Origin of the sequence: Afipia carboxidovorans OM5 (assembly GCF_000218565.1) — a bacterium.
GTDB lineage: Bacteria > Pseudomonadota > Alphaproteobacteria > Rhizobiales > Xanthobacteraceae > Afipia > Afipia carboxidovorans.
In genome coordinates, this window is sequence record NC_015684.1 from 531082 (window position 1) to 557869 (window position 26788).

General features: G+C 60.1%; 26 protein-coding genes. 17 read left to right on the forward strand and 9 right to left on the reverse strand.

The window, feature by feature from the left end; all coding sequences use genetic code 11:
- Nucleotides 1–18: 18 nt before the first annotated feature.
- From OCA5_RS02540 to OCA5_RS02610, 15 genes are all read left to right on the forward strand, one after another.
- A complete protein-coding gene (locus tag OCA5_RS02540; RefSeq protein WP_012564758.1) occupies nt 19–294 on the forward strand; it encodes a metal-sensitive transcriptional regulator in 276 nt (91 codons plus the stop codon).
- A gap of 84 nt (nt 295–378) precedes the next feature.
- Nucleotides 379–855 (forward strand): hypothetical protein, encoded by a 477-nt coding sequence (locus tag OCA5_RS02545; RefSeq protein WP_013912801.1) that lies wholly within the window; start codon nt 379–381, stop codon nt 853–855.
- A gap of 79 nt (nt 856–934) precedes the next feature.
- The gene (locus OCA5_RS02550) at nt 935–1234 is read left to right on the forward strand and encodes a hypothetical protein (RefSeq protein ID WP_013912802.1); all 300 of its coding nucleotides are present in this window, start codon (nt 935–937) and stop codon (nt 1232–1234) included.
- A gap of 9 nt (nt 1235–1243) precedes the next feature.
- Complete coding sequence (locus OCA5_RS02555) at nt 1244–2704, forward strand: TolC family protein (protein WP_012564755.1); 1461 nt, start codon at nt 1244–1246, stop codon at nt 2702–2704.
- An 11-nt stretch (nt 2705–2715) separates the two neighbouring features.
- A complete protein-coding gene (locus OCA5_RS02560; RefSeq protein WP_013912803.1) occupies nt 2716–4095 on the forward strand; it encodes a multicopper oxidase family protein in 1380 nt (459 codons plus the stop codon).
- Nucleotides 4096–4159: 64 nt separating this feature from the next.
- The gene (locus OCA5_RS02565) at nt 4160–4645 is read left to right on the forward strand and encodes a cupredoxin domain-containing protein (protein WP_013912804.1); all 486 of its coding nucleotides are present in this window, start codon (nt 4160–4162) and stop codon (nt 4643–4645) included.
- 4 nt (nt 4646–4649) lie between these two features.
- Nucleotides 4650–5750 (forward strand): lipid II:glycine glycyltransferase FemX, encoded by a 1101-nt coding sequence (locus OCA5_RS02570; RefSeq protein ID WP_013912805.1) that lies wholly within the window; start codon nt 4650–4652, stop codon nt 5748–5750.
- Nucleotides 5751–5762: 12 nt separating this feature from the next.
- Nucleotides 5763–6065 (forward strand): copper-binding protein, encoded by a 303-nt coding sequence (locus tag OCA5_RS02575; RefSeq protein WP_012564751.1) that lies wholly within the window; start codon nt 5763–5765, stop codon nt 6063–6065.
- A gap of 72 nt (nt 6066–6137) precedes the next feature.
- Nucleotides 6138–7115, forward strand: a complete 978-nt coding sequence (locus OCA5_RS02580; RefSeq protein ID WP_012564750.1) for an FkbM family methyltransferase — start codon at nt 6138–6140, stop codon at nt 7113–7115.
- Nucleotides 7100–7777: a GNAT family N-acetyltransferase gene (locus OCA5_RS02585; RefSeq protein WP_244396098.1), complete on the forward strand. Its 678-nt coding sequence runs from the start codon at nt 7100–7102 to the stop codon at nt 7775–7777. Before OCA5_RS02580 ends, OCA5_RS02585 begins: the two co-directional genes overlap by 16 nt.
- A 162-nt stretch (nt 7778–7939) precedes the next feature.
- A complete protein-coding gene (locus OCA5_RS02590; protein WP_012564748.1) occupies nt 7940–9094 on the forward strand; it encodes an OpgC family protein in 1155 nt (384 codons plus the stop codon).
- A 148-nt stretch (nt 9095–9242) separates the two neighbouring features.
- The gene (locus OCA5_RS02595; RefSeq protein WP_012564747.1) at nt 9243–11114 is read left to right on the forward strand and encodes a multicopper oxidase domain-containing protein; all 1872 of its coding nucleotides are present in this window, start codon (nt 9243–9245) and stop codon (nt 11112–11114) included.
- Between the two features lie 30 nt (nt 11115–11144).
- Nucleotides 11145–11510 carry a copper homeostasis periplasmic binding protein CopC gene (gene copC, locus OCA5_RS02600; protein WP_013912807.1) on the forward strand — a complete coding sequence of 122 codons (366 nt, stop codon included), beginning with the start codon at nt 11145–11147 and terminating at the stop codon, nt 11508–11510.
- Nucleotides 11510–12445: a copper homeostasis membrane protein CopD gene (copD, locus tag OCA5_RS02605; protein ID WP_013912808.1), complete on the forward strand. Its 936-nt coding sequence runs from the start codon at nt 11510–11512 to the stop codon at nt 12443–12445. The genes copC and copD overlap by 1 nt, the downstream gene beginning before the upstream one ends.
- Nucleotides 12446–12494: 49 nt before the next feature.
- A complete protein-coding gene (locus OCA5_RS02610; RefSeq protein ID WP_013912809.1) occupies nt 12495–12968 on the forward strand; it encodes a DUF411 domain-containing protein in 474 nt (157 codons plus the stop codon).
- Nucleotides 12969–12999: 31 nt separating this feature from the next.
- On the opposite strand, the gene OCA5_RS02615 is transcribed toward OCA5_RS02610, so the two are convergent.
- From OCA5_RS02615 to OCA5_RS02655, 9 genes are all read right to left on the reverse strand, one after another.
- Nucleotides 13000–14064, reverse strand: a complete 1065-nt coding sequence (locus OCA5_RS02615) for an acyltransferase family protein (RefSeq protein ID WP_013912810.1) — start codon at nt 14062–14064, stop codon at nt 13000–13002.
- Between the two features lie 20 nt (nt 14065–14084).
- Nucleotides 14085–15322 (reverse strand): IS3 family transposase gene (locus OCA5_RS02620; RefSeq protein WP_148261417.1). Its coding sequence is split into 2 segments (ribosomal slippage): nt 14085–14983 and nt 14983–15322, totalling 1239 coding nucleotides; the frame shifts between segments, so codons are not numbered across the junction.
- A 575-nt stretch (nt 15323–15897) separates the two neighbouring features.
- A complete protein-coding gene (locus OCA5_RS02630) occupies nt 15898–16308 on the reverse strand; it encodes a copper-binding protein (protein ID WP_012564742.1) in 411 nt (136 codons plus the stop codon).
- Nucleotides 16309–16457: 149 nt separating this feature from the next.
- The gene (locus OCA5_RS02635; protein WP_013912813.1) at nt 16458–19658 is read right to left on the reverse strand and encodes an efflux RND transporter permease subunit; all 3201 of its coding nucleotides are present in this window, start codon (nt 19656–19658) and stop codon (nt 16458–16460) included.
- A complete protein-coding gene (locus OCA5_RS02640; protein WP_013912814.1) occupies nt 19655–21175 on the reverse strand; it encodes an efflux RND transporter periplasmic adaptor subunit in 1521 nt (506 codons plus the stop codon). The genes OCA5_RS02635 and OCA5_RS02640 overlap by 4 nt, the downstream gene beginning before the upstream one ends.
- 325 nt (nt 21176–21500) lie before the next feature.
- Nucleotides 21501–21770, reverse strand: coding sequence for a hypothetical protein (locus OCA5_RS02645; RefSeq protein WP_012564740.1), 270 nt, complete (start codon nt 21768–21770; stop codon nt 21501–21503).
- 36 nt (nt 21771–21806) lie between these two features.
- Nucleotides 21807–22094, reverse strand: coding sequence for a hypothetical protein (locus OCA5_RS18635; protein ID WP_012564739.1), 288 nt, complete (start codon nt 22092–22094; stop codon nt 21807–21809).
- 282 nt (nt 22095–22376) lie between these two features.
- Nucleotides 22377–23018: an NrsF family protein gene (locus tag OCA5_RS02650; protein ID WP_012564738.1), complete on the reverse strand. Its 642-nt coding sequence runs from the start codon at nt 23016–23018 to the stop codon at nt 22377–22379.
- Nucleotides 23015–23569 carry a sigma-70 family RNA polymerase sigma factor gene (locus OCA5_RS02655; protein ID WP_012564737.1) on the reverse strand — a complete coding sequence of 185 codons (555 nt, stop codon included), beginning with the start codon at nt 23567–23569 and terminating at the stop codon, nt 23015–23017. Before OCA5_RS02655 ends, OCA5_RS02650 begins: the two co-directional genes overlap by 4 nt.
- Nucleotides 23570–24986: 1417 nt before the next feature.
- Here OCA5_RS02655 and OCA5_RS19440 point away from each other — a divergent pair.
- The gene (locus OCA5_RS19440) at nt 24987–25238 is read left to right on the forward strand and encodes a GDCCVxC domain-containing (seleno)protein (protein WP_081434680.1); all 252 of its coding nucleotides are present in this window, start codon (nt 24987–24989) and stop codon (nt 25236–25238) included.
- A 15-nt stretch (nt 25239–25253) separates the two neighbouring features.
- The gene (locus OCA5_RS02665) at nt 25254–26726 is read left to right on the forward strand and encodes a LysR substrate-binding domain-containing protein (RefSeq protein WP_151202194.1); all 1473 of its coding nucleotides are present in this window, start codon (nt 25254–25256) and stop codon (nt 26724–26726) included.
- The last annotated feature ends 62 nt before the right edge of the window (nt 26727–26788 follow it).

The window sequence follows — 26788 nt, forward strand, 5'->3', positions numbered from 1 at the left end:
TAGGGGTATATAGGACAGATGCGAAAAGACATCAAGACGTCGTGCCAGAAGCGCCTCAGCAGAATTGAGGGACAGGTGCGCGGCCTCGCCAGGATGGTGGAGGAAGACCGCTATTGCATCGATATCGTAACGCAGATCTCCGCCGTTCGCGCCGCACTGCGCCGCGTCGAGGAGGAGGTCTTGAAGGATCATGTCGCCCACTGCGTCGAGCACGCGATCGCGAGCGGCGACAAGGCGGATCAGCGCCGCAAAATCGCGGAATTGATGGCAGTGGTGGGACGTGCGGAACGATGAATGTCCCGGTTCCGTCTTGGCGATACGAAGATTCGCGACTATGATTCCGAATTCGGGCGGCAAATCGAAAGCATTGACGCATTGATGTTGGTCGGACTTACCAGAACGCAACGACGGAGAGCAGGGTGGTTCGTCGCCCTGGCGTATCTGTTTTGCGTGTTGGCGCCGACGCTGTCCATCGCCTTGCCCGGCAGTCAGGCTACGCCTTATTGCCTGACCGACGAGGATCACGTGCCGGGCATGGCCCACGACCATCATGAAGGCGCCATGCACGTCCACAAGGATGGACATGCCCATCATCATTCCGGCGTCCAGGTCCACGCGGATTCCTCCGCGGACCATGATGCGAAGCCGGTTGCGCTGAAGAGCGACGCCGGTCCGGTAAAAGCGCCGCATGCGGCGGATGGAAAGTGCTGTGGCCTGACGTGCGTCACCGCGCTTCCCGCAACCCTCGTCACGGTGGCAAAGCCGCCCGTGCCGAACGCCGTCCGCGTATCCGACAACCATCGGAAGCTGGCGGACAACGCGCCCTCTCGGCTCTATCGTCCCCCCAATTCCTGACCTGACCACAGCATGACGCGGTGCCGTGCCCGTGCCGGGCACGTGCGCCCGTGGTCCATCGTCAGTTCAGGGGATTTTTATGTCAGCGCAAATTGGGGCGACTGTCGCCACCGTTGGTTGGGTGGTGCGCGGAATATTCAGAAAAAAACTTGGGACATTCGCAGGGGTGGCTTTGGCGGTCATGACCTTAGGCGGCTGCTCGGTCCCGCTTGCGCCGCTCGTCGGCACGGACCCCGCTGATCCCGGGGCCAAGGTTGCGGGCGTCGGCTATCGGTCGACCATCGCCCCTTATGCCAGCCTTCGCCCGACGACGCCCTCCAGCTGGAAGGAGCAGAACCAGAGCGTCACGCCGTCACCGAAATCCGGACATGAGCATTAGGAGCACGTCATGAAAATCATCAATGGCGTGCCGTCACATCAGAGTCCCCTCCGACGTCATCGGCCGGCGCTGATGCTCGCCGTTTCCCTTCTTCTTTCCGGTTGTGCGACGTTCTCGCCGGATCGAGGAATGGGAGTCGTGTCCGATATCGCCGGCCATACGATCAAGAAGGACGTGGTCGCGATCCGCTCCGTGGATGAAGCCCAGCATGCGGACGATGCCGTCAAGCGACTGCTGCGCCGCGCTCTCAACGTCGATACCGCCGTCCAGGTCGCGCTGCTCAACAATCGTGGCTTGCAGGCCGCCTACAATGAATTGGCGTTGGCGGAAACCGACCTCGTCCAGGAAAGCCTCCCGCCCAATCCGACCTTTTCGATTTCGAGAATTGCGGGCGGTGGCGCGGTCGAAATCGAGCGTCAGGTCGTCGGCGACATTCTTGCGTTGGCGACGTTGCCGTTCCGCTCCGAGATCGCGCGAAAACGATTCCATCAGGCGCAATTGCGGGCCGCATTGGAGACCTTGAGGCTCGCGTCCGATGTGCGGCGATCCTACTACCGTACTGTTGCCGCCAACGAGATGGTTGGCCTTCTGACCGACGCCAAGTCCACGGCGGAAGCGACCGCCAAGCTTGCTTCGAAACTGGGTGAAACCGGTTCGCTCAACAAGCTTGATCAGGCCCGCGAGCAAGTGTTCTACGCGGAGATGACGGCTGACCTCGCTTCGGCGCGTCAGGAGGCGACCAGTTCGCGTGAACGGCTCGCGCGATTGATGGGGCTTTGGGATGGCGACCTCACGTTCCGTCTTCCGAACATGCTCCCGCAGTTGCCACGGCGGCCCTCTGCGTTGCCGTCGATCGAAGTGGATGCGGTGACGCACCGGATCGATCTTCAGATCGCTCGCATCGAACTCGAGGCGCTGGCGAAGGCGCTCAACCTCACGGAAGCGAGCCGTTTCGTCACGCTGCTCGATATCGCGGGCATTGCGAAGACCACCAAGGACCCCGATGGCTCCCGGTTTCGCGAACGCGGCTTCGACATCCAGTTCCAGATCCCGATCTTCGATGGCGGCGAGGTCCGGGTGCGGCAAGCGGCCGAGACCTACAACCAGGCCTTCAATCGCCTGACCGAGAAGGCGATCAACGTACGCTCGGAAGCACGCGACGCGTACCGGACGTATCGTTCGAGCTACGAGATCGCCCGGCAGTACGAGCGCGAGGTGCTGCCGCTCCGGAAGATCATCACCGAGGAAATGCAACTGCGCTTCTCGAGCATGCAGGTCGACGTCTTCGCACTGTTGACCGAAGCACGACAGCGCATCGCGTCGATGCGCGCCGGAATCGACGCCAAACGAAGCTTCTGGCTCGCCCAATCCGATCTGCAGACCGCCGTCAACGGCGGCGGCTCGGGAGAAACGCCAACGGAGTCCCGTCCGACGACGACCGCCCAAGCTGGCGGCGGCGGAGGCCATTGATGGAGACCAACATGCTATCGCGAAGAGGATTTCTGGGAACGGCCGCGCTGGTCGGCGCCAGCGCCGTCAGCGGCCGTGTGCAGGCGGCGAACATTCCGGAAGCGCCGATGATGGACAAGGTGACGATGCAGCCGCCGCTGCATCCGACCAGCGGTCCGGACTATCGCCCGGTCGTCACCCTCAACGGCTGGTCGCTGCCTTGGCGGATGAACGGCGACTGGAAGGAATTTCATCTCGTCGCCGAGCCCGTGGTGCGGGAGTTCGCCGAAGGCATGAAGGCAAACCTGTGGGGCTACAACGGACAATCCCCGGGACCGACGATCGAAGCGGTTGAAGGCGACAAGGTCCGCATCTTCGTCACCAACAAGTTGCCTGAGCATACGACGGTGCATTGGCACGGCATGATCCTGCCCAGTGGCATGGACGGGGTCGGCGGCCTCACGCAGCCGCACATCCCGCCGGGCAAGACCTTCGTCTACGAATTCGAACTGAAGCACAGCGGTACATTCATGTACCACCCGCACTCCGACGAAATGGTGCAGATGGCGATGGGGATGATGGGGATGTTCGTGGTGCATCCGCGCGACCCATCCTTCCGTCCGGTCGATCGCGACTTCGTCTTCGTCATGAGCACATACCTGATCGACCCCGGTACCTATCTGCCGAAGGTCAACGAGATGACCGACTTCAACATGTGGACCTGGAACAGCCGGGTGTTTCCGGGAATCGACCCGTTGCCCGTGCGGCTCGGAGACAAGGTCCGGGTGCGGATCGGCAATCTCACCATGACCAATCATCCGATCCACCTGCACGGGCACCATTTCGGGGTGAGTTGCACCGACGGCGGCTGGGTGCCGGAGAGCGCGCAGTGGCCCGAAACGACGATTGATGTCCCGGTCGGGGCCATCCGCGCCTTCGACGTCATCGCCGACAATCCCGGCGACTGGGCGTTCCATTGCCATAAATCGCACCACACCATGAATGCCATGGGGCACGACGTGCGCAATTTGATCGGTGTGTCGAAAAAGGATTTGGCGAAAGCGGTCGGCAAACTCGCTCCGGACGCGATGGTGATGGGTTCGACCGGCATGGCGATGGGCGAAATGGAAATGCCCGCGCCGGACAACACGCTGCCGATGATGACCGGTACCGGACAATTCGGGCCGATCGAAATGGGCGGAATGTTCACGGTGATGAAGATCCGCGAAGGCATGGCGCGCGACGACTACAGCGATCCCGGTCCGTACAAGTTTCCCGCGGGTACCGTCGCCTACGAGGTCGATGCCCCGAACGGCCAAGCGCCCCGGCAAGGCGACGCGAGGCCGACGGACAAGCCGGAAGACAAGAAATCTAAGAAACCAATGAACATGAAGGGAATGAAGGGCATGTAGCCCCGCCGAAGGTCCCGAGGCATCAGCCTCAAATTTGGTCCGAACAAACCCGAGGAGACGAAACATGAAGAAATGGCGCGAAGTAGGAATCGCAGTGATCAGCGCAACCGCTATTTGCACATCGGCATGGGCGGGCGCAGGTCCGACCGGGCACAGCCACGACGAGTCATTCTCCGCCGGTGAACCCGGCGATGCGAAGAAGCCTGCGCGGATCGTGCAGGTCACGATGGGTGAATCCGACGGCAAGATGACGTTCACGCCGGACAAGGTCGAGGTCAGGAAGGACGAGCAGATCAAGTTTGTCCTGCGCAACAACGGCGAACTCGATCACGAATTCATCCTCGCGACCACGGCCGACAACCTCAAGCACGCCGAAGCGATGAAGAAAAACCCGGACATGGAACACGATGATCCGAACAGCACGCGCCTGGCGCCGAAGAAGACCGGCGAGATCGTGTGGAAGTTCACCAAGCGCGGCACGTTTGAATATTCCTGTCTGATCCCCGGCCACCGCGAAGCCGGAATGATCGGTACGGTCGTCGTCAAGTGAACTCATGACATTTACCCTGCAAGTGGGTGCCATGGACGACTGCCAGATCGACTGCGTGCCGGACGACGGCTGGCACGCAGCGATGGGCGCGTTTGCCGACGTCCACTACGAACAGACGGCGATTTACGGCTCCGGACAACGGGGCGAACGATCGAGCCATATTCTGCTGGGACGCGAGAGCGCTCCTGTCGCAGGGGCCCGGATCGGTCTCTATCTCGTGCCTTATCTCGGCCGCGGCATGGCGCTCGTGCGCTTCGCGCCGTTCTGGCGCCCCTTCGACGTTACTCCCGACCCGGACCGTTATCGGGCAGCGGTGACGGCGCTGGTGGACGAATACTGCCGTCGACGAAAGCTTTACCTCGTCCTTCGTCCGCGACCGCATCCGGACTTCTATCCGATCGAAGCGAAAATCCTGACCGAGATGGGCCTCGCGGGCTCCGCGTCATCGATGCTTGACCGCTACTTCGTCGACGCATCGCTCGCTGAGGCCGAGCAGCAGAAGAGTCTGGATCAGCGATGGCGCTACAATCTCCGCAAAGGCCTTGCGCATGGTCTCGACGTTCGCATCGGCGACGCTCCGGCCGACGTCAAGACGTTTCAGGACATCTATGCCGAGATGGTTCGGCGCAAAAACCTGAACTATCCCGGCGTCGATCTGCCTGCATCTATTCCGAACCTGATGGAGCTTCCGGAACGAATGAAGATGCGCATCGCCTTGGCACATCATGAGGGAAGGCCGATCGGCGGCATCGCCTTCAGCGTGGTGGGCGATCTCGCCTATTACGTTTTCGGTGCGACGAGCGACGAGGCGACGGCGCTGAACGCCGGATACGTCCTGCAATGGCACGTTATGCGCTGGCTGCGGGAGAACGCGAAGGTGCGTTGGTACGAACTCGGCGGTCCCGGTGATCCGGGAATTCGGCAATTCAAAAAGGGACTCGCGGGCAAACGAGGCGTTCTGCTTGCGGTCCGGGAATTTCACTACTGCCCCGATGTGACCGCGCGCGTGGTTGTGGGAGGACTGTTTGCCCTCCGCGACGCGCGCAACAGAATCCAGCGCTGGCAGCGTGAAAGAAGGCCTTCCGAGGGAAGGCGCAGTAACTGAAGAGGAGTGAAAATGAAGACACGCAACTTTATGGCGGGAATTTTCGCAATCGCCTTCGCCTTGTGGTCTGCCGCTGCCATGGCGCAGGCCGATATGGCGAAGGGCGAGGTCAAGAAGATCGACGAGGCCGCTGGCAAGATCACCTTGAAGCACGGCCCGATCAAGAACCTCGACATGGACGAGGGCATGACGATGGTGTTCCGCGTCCAGGATCCGGCGATGCTCAAACAGGTCAAGGTCGGCGACAAGGTGCAATTCCAGGCCGAACGGGCAACGGCTGGCATCACCGTCACCAAGATCGAAAAGCAGAAATAGCACCCGGATTTTCGACGCCGTCGGACATTCTCGTTCGATGGCGTCGAGAAAGGTAGCACGCAGGAGTTTCGGATGGAGGGATCGTTGCGTCGTAACGATGCGGCCGATGCCGAGTTTTTCTACGACCGTCAGAGCGGTAGGCTGAGCGGGGCGGGCCTGGTCGACCAAATGGCGGTCTACGCACTGCAGGTCGGCTCCGTCGTGACGCAGCCCTTCGGACACCGTGGCTGCGGATGGGGCTGCGACATGGTCTCCTGCGCCGTCGCGCAACGCGATATCGTCGTTCGATTGAATCCTGACGTTCAATTTGCGATACCGTTTTGTGATCGGTACTGGAGCCGAATCCTCAACAGCCGCTATTACTACGAAGAAGAGATCGAGACGTTTCTGAGAAGCGTCGCCGACATCAAATACACCTTCGTCGATTGCGGGGCCAATTTCGGCTACTGGTCGGTTCTCGCATCGAGCGCGCCGTTCGGCCGCCAGACCGCCCTGGCGATCGAAGCCTCGCCCGGCAACGCCGCGCGGCTCGCGTTGAACGCCGGATTGAACGGCAACCGGTATCGCTGCATGAACGCAGCCATCGGCGGCCGAACCGGCGGTTTCGTGCGTGTCGCGGGACGACGACACGAGGCGTTCTCGACTTATGCGGTCAAGGATGACGATCCTGGAGCGGTGAGACGCGTTTCGCTCGACGGTCTTCTTAAGGACGATCTCGATGCACAAGCACCGATGGTCATCAAACTGGATGTCGAAGGCGTCGAGATTGAAGCCATCGAAGGCGCCAAGGCCTGTTTGTCCGGCAATTCGCTTTTGATCTGTGAGGATCACGGATCGGATCCGACCCACGGTGTCTCTCGTCATTTGATGAAAGACGCGGCGTTGAGCCTCTACATCTTCGACCCCGCCGCTTGGCGTTTCGTTCGGATCGACGGCCCGGCGGTATTGGATCGGGTGAAGCGATATCGTTGGGTCGGCTACAACGTTTTCGGCACGCGAAGCCCGATCTGGGAAGACCGATTGCAGTCCGCGCGATGGATTTGCCGATGATTGAGGGCGACATCCGGCGCGAACTGAATGCAGGTTCGTTCAACGAAGGCGCCGTCGAAGGTTGCGGGGCAGGGGACGTTTCCAGTTTCGTGGTCCGGAAGGCGCAAGCAGCCGATAGCGAAGCACTTGCCATCCTGGCGGATATCGCCGGAGGAGAGACGCTGGCGTTCATTGCGAGGGGGATCGATCCAACGGCGGATGCCCGGGCGATCTATCGCAAGATGATCGCAACCGCGACCGGTCTCTTTTCATACCAAAACTGTTTCGCGGCCGAATCCAATGGCAAACTAGTTGGCCTTGCGAATGCATTTCCGGCGCGTGCCATTGAGAATGAACAGCGCCACACCAAACCGACGGCGCGCGAGGAATATTTGGAAGCGCGGACCCGATTGAACGATCCGCGAAGCTATTTGCTCAACAATATCGCTGTGGATCCGGCCTGGCGCCGGAAAGGCGTCGGCATTCGTCTGGTCGAAGCCGTCATCGCGGAGGCGAAGCTACAAGGTTTTCGGTCGATCACGCTTCACGTCTGGGCCGACAACGCGCGCGCCATCGCCTTCTACCGCGCGCTCGGCTTCCGAAGCGTCCGCAGGGCAAAGATACCGTGGCATCCGGAACTTCCTCATGTCGGCGGAAGTCTCCTTTTCAGATTGAATTTGTGATGAGCCTTGAGACGGCATCGTTCGGTTCGTTCGCTCCGCCGGAGCGGAGCCGAAACAGAATGAAATCGCGGCAGGTCCTAAGAGCCACGATTGAGCCTTCCCATGCCGGATGATCGTTCAATGCAAATCCACCCGCCCGTGCTGACGGTAACGGAGAGAGCGATGGCAAAGGAAACATCACCCGCCAGGCGCGACCTCCGGCTTGATTTTTTCCGCGGCCTGGCGAACTGGGCGATCTTCCTGGACCACATCCCGAACAATGCGGTCGCCTGGGTGACCACGCGAAACTACGGATTCAGCGATGCCGCGGACGTTTTCGTGTTTATTTCCGGTTACACCGCCGCGTTCATCTACGCACGCAAGATGGTCGCACAGGGATATCTCGCGGGGACGGCCCTGCTGATCCGCCGGGTCTGGCAACTTTATGTGGCGCATATTCTGTTGTTCGTGTTCTACGCCGTAGCCATCGGGTACGTGGCGCAAAACTACGGACATTCTCACCTCCTGGACGAGTTCAACGTTGCCGGACTGATCGAACAACCGGTGGCAACGCTCGCGCAAGGGCTCCTTCTCAAGTTCAAGCCGCTCAATCTGGATGTCCTGCCCTTGTACATCGTGCTGATGGCGGGTTTTGCCCCGTTTCTAATCCTGATGATGAGAGCTCCGGATGCGGCGCTGGCCGCGTCGATCATGGTCTACGTGCTGGCGCGTCATTTTGGCTCGAATTTCCCTGCACATCCGTCCGGCGGGTGGTATTTCAATCCGCTGGCATGGCAGCTTCTGTTCACGATGGGGGCATGGGCGGCGTTGGGAGGCGCCGCCCGGGCACAGGCGTTGGCCCGGTCCCGAACGGTCCTGATTGCGAGCGTGGCATTCGTGGTTTTCGCATTCGTCGTAACGATCGGTGCTCGCTTTGGTCTATCGACCGCATTGTCGCCCGTGTTCGATGTTCTCAGTGAGAAAACCAATCTTGCACCCTACAGGATCGTTCATTTTCTGGCGCTTGCTGTGTTCGTTGTTCACCTCGTTCCGCGAGACTGGAAAGGTCTCGATTCAAAACTGGCTCGTCCAGTCATCGTTTGCGGTCAGAGATCGCTGGAGGTGTTCTGCATAGGGATTTTCCTGTCGTTCGTTGGGCATTTCATTCTGGAGATGTATTCAGACCGCCTGATCACCCAGATCGGGGTGAGCGTTGGCGGCGTGGTGCTGATGACGGCCGTCGCGCTCTATCGGACATGGTCCCGCACGCTTGATGCCCGCGCCCCCAAGGCATCGGTCACGCCCGTCGCAATCGGGTCGAAAGGGGAGAATGAATGACGAACCGACGGACTATCGCGTTTTTCGGCGTCGGCGCCGTTGTCGGGAAGAACGATGCGACGTCTCAGTCGTTTAAAGGGCAACCGGTAATAAGCCTGCGATCGATGCGGATTAGTATGCACGGCGACCGGGCTTGAACGAGGTCTTCATGATTGCCCTTCCTTATGACTACTTCCTGATCGTCTGGTTCGTGCTCGCGACTGCCTCCACGGCTTACGTTGCGTTCGACCAATTCAACGGGAATCCCGAACCAACAGTGATGAAATGGGGATTCATCCTCGTCACGCTTTATATGGGGCCGTTCGGTCTGCTGCTCTACGTGCTGGCGGACAAGGAGCCGCGTCCCGGTGAGCACGAGCAATTCACGTCGCCGCTGTGGAAGCAGGGGATCGGAAGTACCATCCATTGCGTCGCCGGCGACGCCACGGGGATCATCCTCGCGGCGGCGGTGACGGCGCTCATGGGCCTTCCGATGTGGATCGACCTGATCGTGGAGTATGTTGCCGGATTCTCGTTCGGTCTGTTCATCTTCCAGTCTTTGTTTATGAAGAAGATGATGGGCGGAACGTATTGGGAGAACGTGCGCAAGAGTTTCATGCCCGAATTCATCAGCATGAACGCCATGATGGCGGGCATGGCGCCGACGATGAGCTTTCTGATGATGGGCCGCGACATGCGCGCCATGGACCCGCTCGAATTGGTCTTCTGGGGCGTGATGTCGCTCGGCGTCATGGTCGGGTTTGCAACGGCATACCCCTTCAACGTCTGGATGGTGAAGAAGAAGATCAAGCACGGCCTAATGACCGAGCGGACCGGAGGCAAGGCCGCCGGGGCCTCGCAATCGCATCAGCATGGACACGGTGATACGGGACATCATGGCGGCGGAATCCAGCGTGGGAGCGATCACCGGATGGGCGGCGAGGCCACCGTCCCGCAGTTGGTCGCGTTGGCCGGGGTGACTTCGTTTCTTCTGATCTCCGGAATGGTGGTGCCGGGATTTTCGGTGAACTTGAGTCTGAGCGCCCGCGACGTCGACGGTGCCATCATGCCTCCGGGCATGATCAACACTTTCGATCTTCCGGGAGAGGCCATGAAGGACATGGCGGCGGTCAAGCCGAGACAGGTCCTCTACAAAGCGCCGCCCGATGCAAGGGGCGATCGTGTGCTCGAACCGCGCATCGAAGACGGGGTCAAGGTATTCGATATCGAAGCTTCCATCATCCAATGGAACATTCTGCCAGACGTCGCGGTCGAGGCTTATGCCTACAATCGCCAGGTGCCCGGACCGCGACTTCAAATGACCGAGGGTGATCACGTCCGCATCAACTTCCATAACGCGCTTCCGGAAACCACGACCGTTCATTGGCACGGGCTGATCCTTCCGAACGAAATGGACGGCCCGGCGAAAATCACCCAGAAGCCGGTGCCGCCAGGCGGATCGTACACTTACGAATTCACCGTCGGGCAGAGCGGTACGTATTTCTATCACAGCCACGACCATCCGGATCGCCAGCAGGCGCTTGGACTCTACGGTGCGCTGTTGATCGCGCCCAAGGATCCCGGCGCGGAAGTCAAGGCCGACTTCGACTATACGATCCAGCTGCAGGAATGGTTGAAACGCGAGTGGCTGACCTATCCGGCCATGCTGATGGAGGGAGCCTTGCCCAACTACTTCACCATCAACGGCAAGGCATATCCGTCCACCGACACCGTCGCCATGAAGGTCGGCCAGACGATCAAACTGCGATTCATCGGCACCAACAACAATTTCGTGCACCCGATGCATGTCCATGGTGGGCCTTTCGAAGTCGTGGCCGTCGATGGCGTGACGTTGAACCAAAGCGCTCGGTATCAGGCGGACACCGTCAACCTCGGTCCGGGCCAGCGTTACGACGTCGTCTGGACCGCCCGCAAGCCGGGAAAATGGCTGGTGCATTGCCACATCCCGCATCACACGGCGAACAACAATGTCGAGCAGCAGGGCGGCGGAGGCCTAATGCTCGTCCTCGACGTGAAATGAGCTTCCGCTTCACCGCAAACAGGAAAACAAATGTCCAAGACTTCAACGATCGTCATTGCATTGACCGCAGCAATCTTTTCAAGCGGAGCAGCCCTCGCTCATCCGCAACTCAAGACCTCCGAACCTGCCGCAGGCGCGGCGACGTCTTCGCCCAAGCAAATCAGGATCACCTTCAATGAAGCGGTGATACCGAAATTCTCGGGAATCGAAATCAAGGACCAGGCGGGCCGGCCGATTGCGACCCGAAAATCCCAGACGGATCCGGCCGACAAGAAGCGATTGGTGGTGCCGCTGAAAGAGGAATTGGTCCCCGGCGAGTACAAGGTCGATTGGCACGCTGTCTCGGACGATACCCATCGCGTCAAGGGGACCTATTCGTTCAGCGTGACCCGCTGATGATCGAGTTTGGACTGATCGTCGCGCGGTTCCTGCACTATCTGGCGACAACGGCCCTCGCGGGGATATCGTTGTTTCCGCTCTATGCATACGCGGGAGCCGAACCGGACGTCTTGGGCTGCTGGCGGCAACGTTGGCTTTTCTGGACCGCCGTCGCGGTGCTGTTCAGCGGCCTATGCTGGTTTGCGTTTGCGGCCGCGAACATGAGCGGCAGCATGACCGATCTCGTCGATGCGGAGACGACGTGGGCGGTCGTCCATGACACGGATTTCGGTACCGTTTGGACGATGCGCATGCTCCTTGCGGTCCTCACGGTTGGCGTGGCGGCATGGGGTCTCCGTTCAAAGGTGGCGGCGCATCACCAGAATTGGATGACGCCGCTCCTGGCCGCGATCCTTTTGGCGTCGTTGGCCGGCACGGGTCACGCCCAGATCGAGCAAGGCTGGGCCGGCGTCATGCACATCGTTGCCGATGCCGTGCACCTACTTGCCGCCGGAGCCTGGCTTGGCGGCCTCATTCCATTGGCGTTGATCCTGCATCGCTATCTCGGAACCGACCTGAACGTCGGATCGAAGGATGTGGATCGGATTCTGATCCGGTTCTCCGGCATGGGATATCTCGCGGTCGCCGCGTTGATCGGATCGGGCCTCGTCAACGGCTGGTTCCTGGTCGGATCGCCGTCCGGGTTGTTGAACACGCCGTACGGCCAAATCCTTCTCGGAAAGCTTGCCCTGTTCGGTGGAATGCTCGCGCTCGCGCTCGCGAACCGGTTCTGGCTCGTTCCGTCGCTGGGCAGGATTCGAACGGATGCGGCCGAGGGATTAGCGAGGTCGTCCGCAAGGCTGCGCAACCATGTGCTCGGAGAGCAGTTCTTGGGATGGATGGTTCTCCTGGCGGTCAGCATCCTCGGCACGATGCAGCCGGCCGCCGGGTAGCGACAATGGAATCACGCAAAGGGATGATCGGCTTGGAAGGAGGCTCAAGATGAACACAGGTAACGTATCGCGGCGGAGCGCACTCGGAATTGTCGCGGCGGCGGTGATCGCTCCAACGGTTTCGGAGGCTGCACAGACCCCCGTCATTCGTGTCCACAAGGATCCGAGTTGCGGTTGCTGCTCAGGCTGGGTGCGGCATCTTGAATCTGCGGGGTTCGGCGTCGCGGTTCAAGAAGAGAGAAACCTTCAGGGCGTTCGAAAGCGCTTGGGCGTCCCGACCGATCTCGCCGCATGCCATACGGCCGAGGCGGATGGATACGTCATTGAGGGACATGTTCCGGCGCCGGCCATTCAGCGCTTGCTGAAGGAGCGTCCCGTCGCCACAGGCGTGGCGGTTCCGGGAATGCCGGTGGGGTCGCCCGGCATGGAGGACGGCACGCCCGAACGATATGCCGTCATTCTGTTCGGGCCGGACGGTCGACGCGCCTACATGGAATTCGAAGGCGTGCGTCCGGTCGGGTGAAGTGGTGCGAGCTGTCAAAAACTAAGCTGACCTACTTGTCGGTAATTGGCTGCATCGACCTTGTATGTTGTGCCATCTCATGCATGGGTTTTGATTTCAATCGCTGACGCAGACGGTCAATGCGCGCTTCAATCGAGATCGAGATGACTTTGCGCGCGCGCATGGCAGGCCGCTCAATTAGCAGCCACGATGGAAGTGCGACAGCCATGGCCAACATAAGCGAAAGCAGTGTTAGTAACCAAACGCTGATACTTGGTTGCACTAACATCAATGTTTGTGTGATTGGCCAGCCGAATATGTAAATGCCATAGGAAAGATCGATGCGATTGGTGAGACCGCGCAGATGACCGGTGGGCAGCTTGCCAAGCCAGACAATTGCGTACCCTGTCGCAAAAAGCGAAACGATGCGCTCGAGAGGTGATCCAATCGTGAACCAAAATAAAACAGATACTGCGGCCACGCCGAAGACAGACAAAACGATCTGGCGCCGGAAAACGTAAAACCCGACGCCGAGAGAAAAACACAACCAGAAGCGCGCCGCCTGATCGAGTGGGGTTGTGTCGTGTCCGAAATGAACGAACAGAATTCCCCCCGCAATGGTCCACGAGAGGCCGAGCAGCCAAGCAAACCGACGTTCGGTTACAAACCCAAGCCATCCAACAAATGCGAGCAACACATAGCACGCGGCTTCATACTTCAGTGTCCAGATCGACGCATTCATGACGGAAGGATGAGGGTTTTCGCCGAATACGCCGGGCAAACCTATGGCCGCGGAACCCAGAAGCAGGGTGCTCATGCCGTATCGCCAAACACGGGTGTCCGAAAGAAATTGCGTCGGTGTGCAAGTCGTAACGATCGCTCCTACGAGGACCAGGAGCAGTGCGCAGGCCGCGAGTGCAGGAAATATTCTGAGGCCGCGCGCAACCATAAACTCAGTGATGGAGGGCGATTTGGCGAGGCTTCCGGCAACCGTTAGGCCGGATAGAACGAAAAACACATTTACGGCGTGATCACCCAGATTGAAGTAGGTGATGCTGGAAAGGATTTCGTCGGCCTTGTGGCCAGAGTGTAAGAAGACTGCATGAGAAATGACCACGGCCGAGGTGTTGTTGCCCCTTAAAGATCGGACATGTTCTCCCGGTTTGAGCGCGAGGCAATGAACTCGCGCGGTGAACGATAGCTGAGAGCTCGATGCGGGTGAACCGTATTGTAGTGCTCGAACCAGGCGGGCAGCTGCCGCATCACCGCGGCTGCGTCAGGAAGCGGAGAGACGCGGGCGTAATCGCGCTTCATTGTGCGCACGAACGCTTCTGCCATTCCATTTGATTGAGGGCTCTCGACCGGAGTCGTGCGAGGCTCAAAACCGATGTCACGAGCAAAGCGCCTGGGGTCGTGGGCGACGTACCCGGAACCGTTGTCGGTCAGCCATTCGATGGTGACGGGCAGTCGATTGACCCGACCGAACCGGTGTTCGACAGCCGTAACCATCAGGTCGCGCACGTCCTCGCCCTTGATGCCTTCGGTGGTGGCGACAAAGCCTATGGCCTCGCGGTCGCAGCAATCGAGCGCGAACGCGATCCGGACCTTCTCACCATTGTCGCAGCCCAGTTCGAAGCCGTCCGAGCACCAACGCAGATTGGAGCGGTCGACAGCGATGCGCCCGTCGTGGCGTCGCTCCTCAGCACCGCCGGCATGACGTTGTAGCAGCAGGCCGTGGGCTTTCATGATCCGATAGACGCGCTTGTGGTTGGGCGGTTGAAGGCCCTGAGCCTCGGCGGTGCGCCGCAGAACAGCCCAGACGCGACGATAGCCATAGGTAGGCATCTCTCCGATCACGGCTTTGATCTCGTCGAGCAGATCGGCCTCAGGCTGAGGCGGCCGCCCCAGGGGCTTGGCGATGGGCGCCCTGACGCTGACAGCGATGTTCGATCGGGCGACCCCTATCACGTCGCAGACGGTCTTCATTGGGAACCGTCCTTCGGCCACGACAGCGACCGCAACAGATGTTTTTTTGAGCCCGAGGAGAACTCGAGAGCCTCCTTGAGGATCTCCGCTTCCATCGTCTTCTTGCCAAGCAGCCGCTGCAACTCCCGAACCTGGCCCTGCAGCGAACGGTACTCAGAAGCCGGCACCACCGGCTCCTCGGATTGCGTCGCCGTCAACGCACCCTGGGACGCGAGCCGCCGCCAAAGAAACAGCTGGTTCGGCGCAATACCGTGTCGCCGTGCCACCAGGCTGACCGTGACGCCGGCTTCCTGGGTCTCTGCCACGATCGCCAGCTTCTCGGCCGGTGTCCTGCGCCGACGACGTTCCGGGCCCTGTAGGACCTCACTCTTAAAATCGCTGCTAGTCATAGACACGACATTACTCCTACCTCTTATCGAAGTGGGAGAACGTGTCCGGTCAATTAAGGGGCCGCTTCACGAGGCGGCCAGGAGACGTAACAGGGTAAAGTTGTTCTGTTTCGGGTCAAGAATGTCTCCGACACGGGTTAGTGCCATCTTCCCACCTATTTGAGCGGCGTGATGTGCCGGATCGTTACGACATGAACTGCCGCTTCAATCATCAGCAAGGAGCGCGCCAACGGTATGAATCTACGGGGACCGAGCGAGGCTAGGAGACCGGATCGGAAGCGGGTCTCCGACCTTTCTCGTCGGAAAGGCGATGACCGAGCGCCGCTGAAACCTTAACCGACAGGCATTTCTGAAAGGTTGAATTGAAGGCACGCCTGTTCAGGTAGTCATTTGCCAAATATTTACTTTAGGCTTTCCAGCACCAGCATCGTTCCTGACTTCGAGCGATCGTCACAATTTGCTGCCTCTAATCGAAGCAGGTTTTCGACAACCGCAGTCATGGCCGCAGTTTCTCGATTACGTCGCCTCTGTTGCGGCCATGGGTTTGTGCGATCCGATTCCGTCCGCCGCGTGCGTCAGGGCGCCGGCGTGATCGACTGGACGGTATAGGTGTCGCCGGAGCCGCTCAGGGTGAAATTGACCTTGTCGCCAGCCTTCACCTTGGCGAGATCGACGGACGGTGCAACGGCGAACTCCATCTTCATGGCGGGCCAGTTGATGGCGGGAATCGGACCGTGATCAAAGGTGATCTTGTGATTCGCGGCGTTTAGCGCCGTGACCGTGCCGGAGGCGGTCGCGGTCTTTGCCGCCTTCGTGTCGTTCATCGGCGCTGTTTTTTGCATGTCCTTCATACCCTTCATGTCCGACATGCCCGTGCTTCCCTGAGCGAAAGCGGCGCCCGCCTGCAGCGTCAATGCCGCGCCGAGCAGCGCGGCGGCGAGAGCGCCGGCACGCGTGACCCTGTAGTGTTTATCGACGGAATACATAGATATTCTCCTGTTTGGGATGACGATTTGTAGACGCCACGGCAGATGTGGATCGCAAGGTTTGGCGCGAATGAACCGATCCACTAGGACCGTCCTCGCACCCATTGCCGCCGTTTCCGGCGCGCAATTCTTGTGAAACTGTTTCGCCATCACTGCACATTCTCGGTACGGTGCAGTTCGAGCGTTCGCGTCGGGCCGCGATGTCCGGCACCTTTTTCGTCGCTGTCCTGCCAAGGCGAGGCGGGCAATCCAACACCCTTGACCACCGCGAAGATCGCGGGAATGACGACCAGGGTCAGCACGGTCGACGAAACCATTCCGCCGATCATCGGCACGGCGATTCGCTGCATGACCTCCGAACCGGTGCCGTTACTCCAGAGAATCGGCACCAGGCCCGCCATGATCGCGACGACGGTCATCATCTTGGGCCGCACCCGGTCCACCGCGCCGACCATGATCGCGTCGTAGAGGTCGGTGCGCGTGAATGGCTCGCCCGTGGTCGTGCGTTCCGCCTTCAATTCGGCCATGGCCTGCTCGAGGTAGATCAGCATGACGACGCCGGTTTCGGCCGCGACCCCCGCAAGCGCGATGAAACCGACGGCGACCGCGACCGACATGTTGAATCCCAGCCACCACATCAACCAGATGCCGCCGACCAGCGAGAACGGCAACGACAGCATCACGATCAGGGTTTCGGCGAGTTTCCGGAAATTGAGGTAGAGTAGCAGAAAGATGATCAGCAAGGTCACCGGCACGACGATCTTGAGCCGCGCTTCGGCACGTTGCAGATACTCGAACTGTCCGCTCCAGGAGACGTAATACCCCGGCGGAAACTTGACCTTCTGCGCGACCGCCTGTTGCGCCTCGGCGACGTAGCCTCCGAGGTCCCGACCGGTAATGTCGACGTAGATGTAAACCGCGAGTTGACCGTTCTCGGTACGGATCGACGTGGCGCCGCGGGTCAATTTCACGCTGGCGACTTGGCCGAGCGGGACGCTGCCGCCGGATGCCAGCGGCACCTGGACATCGGTGCTGATCGTCTGTGGGCTGGAGCGCAACGCCCGCGGATACCGGATGTTGACGGCATAACGCTCCCGGCCCTCGACCGTCGTGGTGACGGTTTCACCGCCGAGCGCCGTCGAGATCACGTCCTGGATATCACTGATCGTCAGCCCATAGCGGCCCAACGCTAAACGATCAGGGATAATCTCCAAATAGTATCCGCCGATCACGCGCTCGGCGTAGGCGCTCGAGGTACCGGGCACCGATCTGACCACCCCTTCGACTTCGCGGGCGATCTTCTCCATTTCCCCAAGATCCTTGCCGAAAATCTTGATCCCGACGGGGGTACGTATTCCGGTCGACAGCATGTCGATGCGGGCGCGGATCGGCATCGTCCAGGCGTTCGAGACTCCCGGAAATTGGAGCGCCTTGTCCATCTCGGCCTTGAGGCTGTCGATCGTCACGCCGGGCCGCCATTCCGACTTCGGCTTCAGATTGATGATGGTCTCGAACATTTCGGTCGGCGCCGGGTCTGTGGCTGTCGAGGCGCGGCCCGCCTTGCCGTAGACCGATGCAACTTCGGGAAACGACTTGATAATGCGATCCTGAGTCTGCAACAGCTCTGCCGCCTTGGTGACGGACAGGCCGGGCAGCGTCGTCGGCATGTACATCAAGGTGCCTTCATTGAGGTTCGGCATGAACTCGCTGCCGAGCTGGCGGACGGGCCAGATCGTGACCGCAAGCGCAACCAGCGCAAGCATGATCGTCAATGTCTTGGCGTTGAGAACCCACCGGATCACCGGTCGGTACACCCAGATCAGGAACCGGTTCACGGGATTCTTGTGTTCTGAGATGATCCGCCCGCGAACAAAGAGGACCATCAAGGCAGGCACCAACGTGATCGAGAGCAGGGCGGCCGCGGCCATTGAAAATGTTTTGGTGTAGGCGAGCGGCCCGAACATGCGGCCTTCCTGGGCCTCCAGGGTAAAAATCGGCAGGAACGAGACGGTGATCACCAGCAGGCTGAAGAACAACGACGGTCCGACCTCGCTCGCCGCATCGATGAGAATTTGCGTCCGCGGCGTTCCAGGCTCCGCGCGCTCTAGGTGCTTGTGGGCGTTTTCGATCATGACGATCGCCGCGTCGATCATGGCGCCGACCGCGATGGCGATGCCGCCAAGGCTCATGATGTTGGCGCCCAATCCCATGAACTTCATGGCGGCGAAGGCCATCAGGATGCCGACGGGAAGCATGAGGATGGCGACGAGGGCACTGCGGAGGTGAAGCAGGAAGACAAAGCAGACCAACGCAACGATGATGCTTTCTTCGAGCAGGGTGCCCTTGAGCGTCTCTATGGCCGCCTTGATCAGTTCGGATCGATCGTAGACTGGGATGATCTCGACGCCCTTGGGCAGGCTCGATGCGATCTCCGCGAGGCGCGCCTTGACGTTGTCGATAACGGTGAGGGCGTTGGCGCCGAACCGCTGCAATGCGATGCCGCTGACGACCTCGCCGTCGCCGTTGAGTTCGGTAATTCCTCGCCGCTCGTCCGGACCGAGTTCGACGCGTGCGACGTCCCGCAGCCGAAGCGGGGCACCTGCGTCGGTCTTCAGGACGATATTCTCGATATCTTCGATGCCTCTCAGATACCCGCGGCCGCGGACCACGAATTCAAACTCGGACAGCTCCACGGTGCGTCCGCCGACGTCCGTGTTGCTCGCCCGGACGGCATTGCGGAGCTTGTCCAGCGAGATACCCTGGGCGCGCAGTTTCTGCGGGTCGACGACGATGTTGTACTGCTTGACGAAGCCGCCGACGCTGGCCACTTCCGCGACGCCTCCGGCCTTGGAGATGCCGTACCGCACGATCCAGTCCTGCACCGACCGCAGTTCGGCAAGGGTCATGTTCTTGGCCACGACGGCGTATTGGTAGACCCAGCCCACACCGGTAGCGTCGGGGCCGAGGCTTGGGGTTACGCCGGTCGGCAGTCGTCGCGCGGCCGCATTCAGATATTCCAACACGCGACTGCGCGCCCAGTAGGGATCCGTGCCGTCCTCGAAGATGACGTAGACGAAGGACACGCCGAAAAACGAGAAGCCCCGCACCACCTTCGATTTCGGCACCGTCAGCATCGCGGTGGTCAACGGATAAGTTACTTGATCCTCGACGACCTGCGGCGCTTGCCCGGGATATTCGGTGTAGACGATGACCTGTACGTCGGAGAGATCGGGAATGGCGTCGAGCGGCACGGTGCGCAATGCATAAATGCCCGCCGTGACCGCGAATACCGTTCCGATCAGGACGAGCATCAGATTCCGCGCCGACCAGGCGATCAGGCGGGCGATCATTTCGATTTCTCTCCGTCTGTAAACGCACGCAACGCGGATTTCAGGTTGCTTTCGGCGTCGATCAGGAAGTTGGCGGCAACAACGACGCGATCGCCTTCACCGATGCCGTCGCGGATCTCCGTGTAGTCCTCGCCGCGCGTACCGACCTTGACGTCACGCGGCTCGAAACGGCCTTCGCCCTTGTCGATGAAAACGATCTGCCGGGCTCCCGTATCGATCACCGCGCCATTGGGTACCGCAACCACGGGCTTTTCCGCCCCCGACGCGATTTCGACATCCGCGAACATGTCGGGAAGAAGCACGCCGTCCGGATTGGGAAGTTCGATACGCACCTTGGTGGTGCGGGTTTCGATGTTGACCTGGGGATAGATCAAGGCGACGGATCCCTTGAACTCCCGACCGGATAGGCTGCGGAGCTTGATGGTCGCCGTTGCGCCGATTTTCACCGCATCGATATCTTGTTCGGCGACGTCGGCGATCACCCAGATCACGGAGGTGTCGGCCAGCCGAAACAGGACGTCGCCGGGCTGTGCCCGCATGCCTTCGACCGCCGTTCGCTCTAGGATCACGCCGTCGCGAGGGGCCGTCCAGGTCACGGTCAGCGGGACCGTTTTGGTGCGTTCGATGTCGGCGATCACGTCGGCAGGCACCGCCAGATTTTCGAGCCGCCGCCGCGCGCCGTCGATCAGTTGTTTGCGCCCCGCGAGGTTGGCTGTACCAGAGTTGTCCCCAACGATGGACAAATACTGAGCGCCCGCAGATGCCACATCTGGCGAATAAAGTCTCAGCAAGGGTTGTCCCTTGGTGACGTGATCGCCTGTCGTGACGTTCTCGACGCTTTCGATGAAGGACTGGGCCCGCAACGAGACCACAGCCACGCGTCGTTCATCAAGTTTGATCGTTCCGGGCGCGCGGACAGGGCGCGTCACGACCCGCAAGGAGGCTGGTTCCGATCGAACGCCGGTGCGCTGCAGTTTGCCCGGTGGAATCTGGATCGTGGAGGCGTCGTTCTCACCTTCATACACGGGGATATAGTCCATCCCCATTGAATCCTTTTTCGGCACGGGAGAGGTGTCGGGAAGACCCATTGGATTGCGATAGAAGAGGATTCGCTTGGCTCCGGAATTGGCGTCCTGGGCTGGCGCCGCAGTTTCCGGGGGATTGTCGAAGCTGACGTCTTCGCTGGCATAGACAGCGACATACGGACGCCCGTCCGGCGTTGTCCTGGTGTCCCTTGAATAAAGCGCCTTGCCGTCGGGGTCGCGGTAGTAAATGACCGGACCGGTGCCCGCGGGGTGGCTGGAATGGGATCCGAGCATGGCTGCGAGGCGCGGCGGGATCCAGTCTGGCAATCCCGGATTGGAGTGCCCGAGACGATAGCCAAGTCCCAGCGTCGCAGCGAGCGCGCAGATTGCGAATGCAAGGAGCGCGATCCGTTTCGCGGTCGATCTTCCGGTGCGGGCGCGGCGCGTCATATGTCCATTTTCGAATGGACGGTAATCCGTCAACTTGTCCATCAATAGTGTGCCCCTGACGCGGCTTGCGCGGAAGAATGCAATTGAACCCTCTGGCGACCGCTCGCCGAAAGATCGCCTTCGGAAGGAGATCGCGAGCGAGCCGTCCCCTAGGATGATCTGACGATCCTTCAATCCCGACGAACCATTGCCCGGACTCGAGGTGGTTCGTCGGCAAGGCAAGACGAGCTTGCAGACGAACCACCGATTAGTTCGCGCCGCATGCCGAACCGGTTACAGGGTCACGACGACGTGAAAGCTTCGCCCAAGTGGTCCTTTGTGCAGCGAAACGATAGGGCGGCTGACGAATCGTCCACCGCGGCTGTTTTCATCCGCGACCGTCCTTCTGTTGCGGCGCATTGTGTTTGTCGTGACGCTCGTTGCTGGATTTCATCATATGATTGCAGCTTTCCATCATTTGCTGCATTTGGTCCATCATGTTCATCATGCCCATCATTCCTTGTGAGCCGTTGCCCATCATGGGTTGATTGGCTTCCGTCGGGTTTCTCGGTGGCGTCGACGTCTCGTCCGCCTGGACAGCGGCGGACGCCGCCACGGACGCCATCAATGCGAGCGGGATGAGAGCGGGGATTTTCATGTTGTTGCCTTTCCAAAGAATGGCTCGCGTCAATGGTCAACGCGAGGTGCGGTTTGGTGCAGACTGCGACGCTTCACGTCGGTCGCATCCCGAGGCATTGCCACGAGAACACAGGTGCAGGGCGCACATCGCCAGACAAGGGAGCGCGGGCAGCAGGAACGGTCCGATGCCCGATGCAACGAGCCACGGCCAGCCGAGCGTGGCTCCGGCAAGCAACGTCGCCGTGGCCAGAACCAGCCACGGCGTGCGCCTGCGGAAGCCAAACGTGCCGGGAATCCAACGGCGCAGATCTCGTCGATCCAACGCCGACGTCAACCACGTCATGGTCGTGTCTCCCTGTCATGCACGACACCTGCACTTCGGGCGCCCGCTTCAGAGAGCGCGAGCGTCATCCGTTAGTTCGCGAAGGGGCGCATGCCGGTTACAAAAGCTCACGCCCTCGTGAGATCGACCGGAGGAGCGGTTCTCTCGGCGCGGACAAACCGGTGGTGTGCCGTCTTCCATCGTGGCTGCGCTCATTGGCGCCGCCGCGACTTTCAGCACTCATGTTGGTGTAGAGGAATTTGGTCTTTCCATCGGGCAATGCCGAGTGCACCCAATGCCAGCCTACCAACGCAGCAGTTTGGGGCCGAGCACGGCACCGGCGACCGTGCACAACACGATCGTGCCCCCATACCAGAGCGCAATGAAGGGAAGCAGGTCATCCATGCAATGCAAAGCATAAGCGGTCGCGCTGACGCCGCCGGCGACCAGCCCGGCCAGCGCACCGGTGTGGATCAAATCCGTCGGGGCCGCGAGGCGGACTGCCGCCATGATTGCGGCGAACGGCACGACCGCCACCGTGGGGATGGCGATTAGGCATTCGAGCCAGTAACTGCCGAATACCATGGTCTCCCAGTGTGATCGCGGTGCCGTTGCCAGACTGATGGCTGCGATGATCATTGCCGCGAGAAACGGCAGGACGGTGAGGGCGAACCGGACCCGGAATTCGCCGCCGGGGCGAATGTACTTGACCAGATAATGCGAGGCCAAAATCACGACCGACAAACTGAAGGCCAGTTTCGCGACCAGGAAGACTTGGGCGTGCATCTCACTGAGGTCGGTGCGAACGCCGAGGACAAAAACCACCGCCAGCAGGGATGCCGCGGCTCCGATCAAGATTGCAATCCGGACGTTCCGGACGACTTCCCGCGTATCAACCGGATCGACCTGCGAGCTGAGCATGGAAATCAATTCGTTGGTTTTCACGCCTTTGTCTCCCGGGTAATCAACGCGGTGAGGATTTTTAACCCACGGTGAACGTTCACTTTGACGGCGGATTGCGACATCCCGCTACGATCGGCGGCTTCGGCCACGCTCAAGCCTTCGAGTTTCACGTATTGGAGCGAAAGTCGCATTCGTTCCGGCAACCTTTCCAAGAGCTTGGAAAGGTCGAATTGACTTTCTGCAGCAGCATTGTCGTCCGATGCCAGGATGTTGTCGGCGTTTTCCAAGGGTACGTTCGCCGTCGTGGTCCTAGTGCGTCGCAAATGGTCGATAAGCTTGTAGCGGGCAATGGCATATACCCACGGCGTCAGCGGCTGCTCCGGATCGTAGGTGTGACGTTGCGTATGGATGACGATCAAGGCCTCCTGCACGAGGTCTTCGGCTTCCTCGGCCGTGCGTCCGGATCGCAAAAGTCTGCTCTTGTAGTAGCTCCGCAGATGGCCGCTCAAAGCCGTCAGCAGCGATCGATGCGCATTGGAGTCGCCTTCGAGACCTGCCGTCATGAGCGCTTTGAGGTCCGATTCCTTTGTCATCTCTCCCTCGTTGGATTCGAACGGATAATGCCCGTGGTTACAGACTCACGAGATCGTGAGTGTAGGCGGCTGCGACGGGCGAAGTTCAGGAGAAGTCACAAAAGAGGAGCACATGGGTGCATCGATCAAATCATTCAACACTTCGGTACCTCACCCGCAATTATAGCGTGCTTTTCGTCGGGGCAAATTGCGGTATCGCAACTCCGTCTTTCGCCATCGGGTATCTTGGGCGTTCCGGATGATGGTGGCCATGCAGCGACGGACTCGGTCGTCGGGCGTTGCGGGACAAATCAACCATGGAGGCCGGGAAAATGCGGAGGGTCGAAAACCGGACATATCTCGATCACCGCTCCACTCGGCTGCAAGTATGCAAAATCGCGCTCACATCGTCGTGACCTGTAACCTGCCGGACCTTACGTTCGAACTCATCTGCATGAGGTCCATACAATGACCCTCAAGCCGAGGCGGGAGATGAAAAATGGGTAAATCAAGCCGGGTAGCACTGCTGTCGCTGTTCCTAATCGCTTCCACATCGCCAAGCTTCGCACATGTGGCCAAGATCGATTCTGTTTCTCGGACGACGCCCGCAGAGCGGATGACGCCCGCAGTCTCGCCAGAGAACTGGGTCGCTGCTCGGCATATCGGCTCGAAAGCTTGCAACTATCGCGGCGGACCTAAAACTGGCATGTGGTCGTGCGAACGAACGTCCGATTTCGTTAACAACAGAACCCTTCGTTGAATTGATTTCAAAAGAAGTTCTATGCGGCGTGCGCATCGAACGTTCCGGAGGCGAGTAGGTAAGCTGAATTCGCTAAGGGTCGCGACGTGCCAGATTTGGCTCGCAAAACGACGCCCGCGCATTCCGGAGCCCGCCGAACGGGTGAACCGTAATGCACAACATAGCCTCGGGGATAATGTGGGAAATGGGGCTCGTTGGGCTGTTGGTGGTGATTATTCTGCTGCTCACAGCGGCCGCGCTCGTTAAATATCTAGTCTCGCGCAACGCGGAAAGAGATCGATGAAGCGTCTGTGGAAGCTGGTGCTCGCTGGCGTCGTTGGCGCTTCCGGTGCGACTGCGCAACCCGGTGCCGTCGATCGGGACAGCGCGACTTCAGGACATGCGTTGCCTACCACTCGTTTGAACCGGGTCGCAACATGACAGGGCCGACCCTCTCCGATCTTTGGGGTCGCAAGGCAGGCGGCTATCATTCCTCAAAGAGACAACGAAGCCCGGAGCCGCCTCCGAGCGGATTACCCGGTCTCAAATGCCGAGCATGGGGGAAGCCGACGCGTCGGCCATCATGCCTGCGGAGCACGATGGGCGATCGTGCATCTGTGATTTTTGCCGCGCCCGACGAAATCGCCAAAACCATCGAAAGCTGATGTTGAGATGCGCAAATCAAGAAGGTCTTGTCCGATGGAATTGCAATCGACGATCACCTGCCCGGAGTGCGGGCATCTGGCTCTCGAGGCGATGCCGACAGATGCATGTCAATTTTGTTATCCTTGCAAGGGATGCGGTGCACGGCTGAAACCAAAAACGGGCGATTGCTGTGTGTTCTGCTCGTATGGGTCGGTGCCGTGTCCGCCGGTCCAGGCGGGAATGGCTGCGCTTACAGCCGACGCGCTCTCCGGGAAGACTACCGGCAGCTTAGTGCTCGTTCCATGAGGGTGTGAGTCCGAAGTGAGCAAGCGCGTCAAAACAAGCTCGATGACTAACCAGGCTGACCCTTCACCGCTTCCAATTTGCGTGTTGGACCGGGAGACGCGCTATCTCGCGGCAAGTCCCAGCTACGCAAAACTTTGCGGCGCACCCCTTCATGCCGTCGCCGGCAAATCAATGCTAGATTTTTGCTCACCTGAACTGGTCGCCAACGCTCGTCGCGATTTCAGCGCGTTCGATGCCGGTAAAAGCATTCAAAAACACAAGATCACGTTTCGCGGACGGGACTTTCTCGTATCGGTGAATCCGGTCTACGAGAATATGGGCGAGGCTGTCGTCGCTATATCCGTCGCCCTCACTGACGTCTCCAATGCCCGTAAACCGGAGACGACGACAAATTTCGGTGCTGGTGGTTTTCCGTCGTCGAACAACGAGTGGGTAGGGAAAGGGATTGATGCCGATGAGCGGTCGAGGCTCGCGGACGGTGATGAGTCCGCCAAGCGCTCTGAAACTTCGATCTCTCAAAATCCGCGAGAACAGAATCGAATATCGATTCAGGAAAGTTTCGCGCGGGGTGGTTCGCCGCTCGGGTCGCGCATCACGCTGACGGCGCTAATTCAAACTCTAGCAGTCGCCGAGTATCTGAATTTCCGCCATGCGGCGAATGCACTGGGCGTCAGTCAGTCGAGCATCAGCGAGCGCATCAAAGCTCTTGAAGACACGTTTGGCATCCCGCTATTCGAGCGTCATGCTCGCGGCGTTAAGCTAACCGATGCTGGACGATGTTTCGTCGAGCGGGTGGCGATAAGCGTCGCGCAGCTCGACCATGCCGTGAAAACGATCGGGATGATGGCGCGGGGCGACCGTGGCCGGTTGCGTATCGGTGTTCATGCGCTCATTCCCGGCAGCTTTCTGACCGAGGTGATCGGCCAGTATCACGCGCAGTATCCCGACGTCGACGTGGAGATCGCCGAAGGGACGGCATCCGAGGTGGTGAGCCAACTGCGCGCCGGTCGTCTCGACGTGGCGTTCGTCGCCGGCACGCCAGAATATCCCGATTTACACTCGACATGCATCTGGACCGAGCCGCTGGTGGTCGCGCTGCCGGCCAACCATCCGCTCGTCGACCGCAATGGTATCACCTGGGCCGATCTGGCGGGTGAAGCCTTTCTAGTCCGCTATGGCGGCACGGGACCGCAGGTACATGACCATATCCTGCTGCGTTTGGCTGGGCGCTGGCTCTCTCCGTCGATCCTTCGCCTTGCTGTCGAGCGCGGCTCGCTGCTGTCGATGATTGCGCAAGGCTACGGCGTGACGATCGCTGGGAGCGCGCATACACTTATTCGACCTCCCGGCGTCGTATTCCTGCCGTTCCTCGATGAGCCGGAGCCGGTGCCGTTCTCAGGGGTCTGGTCGCCGCACAATCGCAGTGCGGTTCTAAGGAATCTGCTCGATCTCGCAAACCAGATGAGCCGAGGTGCTCGCACCCCATGAGTTCTTCCGTGGGAATAGCCCGCCATTACTCCGATGTAGGTGAAGGGAGATGTCACGCTCTC

Bases quoted from the DNA above. Each gene is read 5' to 3' on its own strand.
- OCA5_RS02540 (WP_012564758.1), top strand. From the start codon at position 19: ATGCGAAAAGACATCAAGACGTCGTGCCAGAAGCGCCTCAGCAGAATT.
- OCA5_RS02545 (WP_013912801.1), top strand. From the start codon at position 379: ATGTTGGTCGGACTTACCAGAACGCAACGACGGAGAGCAGGGTGGTTC.
- OCA5_RS02550 (WP_013912802.1), top strand. From the start codon at position 935: ATGTCAGCGCAAATTGGGGCGACTGTCGCCACCGTTGGTTGGGTGGTG.
- OCA5_RS02555 (WP_012564755.1), top strand. From the start codon at position 1,244: ATGAAAATCATCAATGGCGTGCCGTCACATCAGAGTCCCCTCCGACGT.
- OCA5_RS02560 (WP_013912803.1), top strand. From the start codon at position 2,716: ATGCTATCGCGAAGAGGATTTCTGGGAACGGCCGCGCTGGTCGGCGCC.
- OCA5_RS02565 (WP_013912804.1), top strand. From the start codon at position 4,160: ATGAAGAAATGGCGCGAAGTAGGAATCGCAGTGATCAGCGCAACCGCT.
- OCA5_RS02570 (WP_013912805.1), top strand. From the start codon at position 4,650: ATGACATTTACCCTGCAAGTGGGTGCCATGGACGACTGCCAGATCGAC.
- OCA5_RS02575 (WP_012564751.1), top strand. From the start codon at position 5,763: ATGAAGACACGCAACTTTATGGCGGGAATTTTCGCAATCGCCTTCGCC.
- OCA5_RS02580 (WP_012564750.1), top strand. From the start codon at position 6,138: ATGGAGGGATCGTTGCGTCGTAACGATGCGGCCGATGCCGAGTTTTTC.
- OCA5_RS02585 (WP_244396098.1), top strand. From the start codon at position 7,100: ATGGATTTGCCGATGATTGAGGGCGACATCCGGCGCGAACTGAATGCA.
- OCA5_RS02590 (WP_012564748.1), top strand. From the start codon at position 7,940: ATGGCAAAGGAAACATCACCCGCCAGGCGCGACCTCCGGCTTGATTTT.
- OCA5_RS02595 (WP_012564747.1), top strand. From the start codon at position 9,243: ATGATTGCCCTTCCTTATGACTACTTCCTGATCGTCTGGTTCGTGCTC.
- copC (WP_013912807.1), top strand. From the start codon at position 11,145: ATGTCCAAGACTTCAACGATCGTCATTGCATTGACCGCAGCAATCTTT.
- copD (WP_013912808.1), top strand. From the start codon at position 11,510: ATGATCGAGTTTGGACTGATCGTCGCGCGGTTCCTGCACTATCTGGCG.
- OCA5_RS02610 (WP_013912809.1), top strand. From the start codon at position 12,495: ATGAACACAGGTAACGTATCGCGGCGGAGCGCACTCGGAATTGTCGCG.
- OCA5_RS02630 (WP_012564742.1), bottom strand. From the start codon at position 16,308: ATGTATTCCGTCGATAAACACTACAGGGTCACGCGTGCCGGCGCTCTC.
- OCA5_RS02635 (WP_013912813.1), bottom strand. From the start codon at position 19,658: ATGATCGCCCGCCTGATCGCCTGGTCGGCGCGGAATCTGATGCTCGTC.
- OCA5_RS02640 (WP_013912814.1), bottom strand. From the start codon at position 21,175: ATGGACAAGTTGACGGATTACCGTCCATTCGAAAATGGACATATGACG.
- OCA5_RS02645 (WP_012564740.1), bottom strand. From the start codon at position 21,770: ATGAAAATCCCCGCTCTCATCCCGCTCGCATTGATGGCGTCCGTGGCG.
- OCA5_RS18635 (WP_012564739.1), bottom strand. From the start codon at position 22,094: ATGACGTGGTTGACGTCGGCGTTGGATCGACGAGATCTGCGCCGTTGG.
- OCA5_RS02655 (WP_012564737.1), bottom strand. From the start codon at position 23,569: ATGACAAAGGAATCGGACCTCAAAGCGCTCATGACGGCAGGTCTCGAA.
- OCA5_RS19440 (WP_081434680.1), top strand. From the start codon at position 24,987: ATGGAATTGCAATCGACGATCACCTGCCCGGAGTGCGGGCATCTGGCT.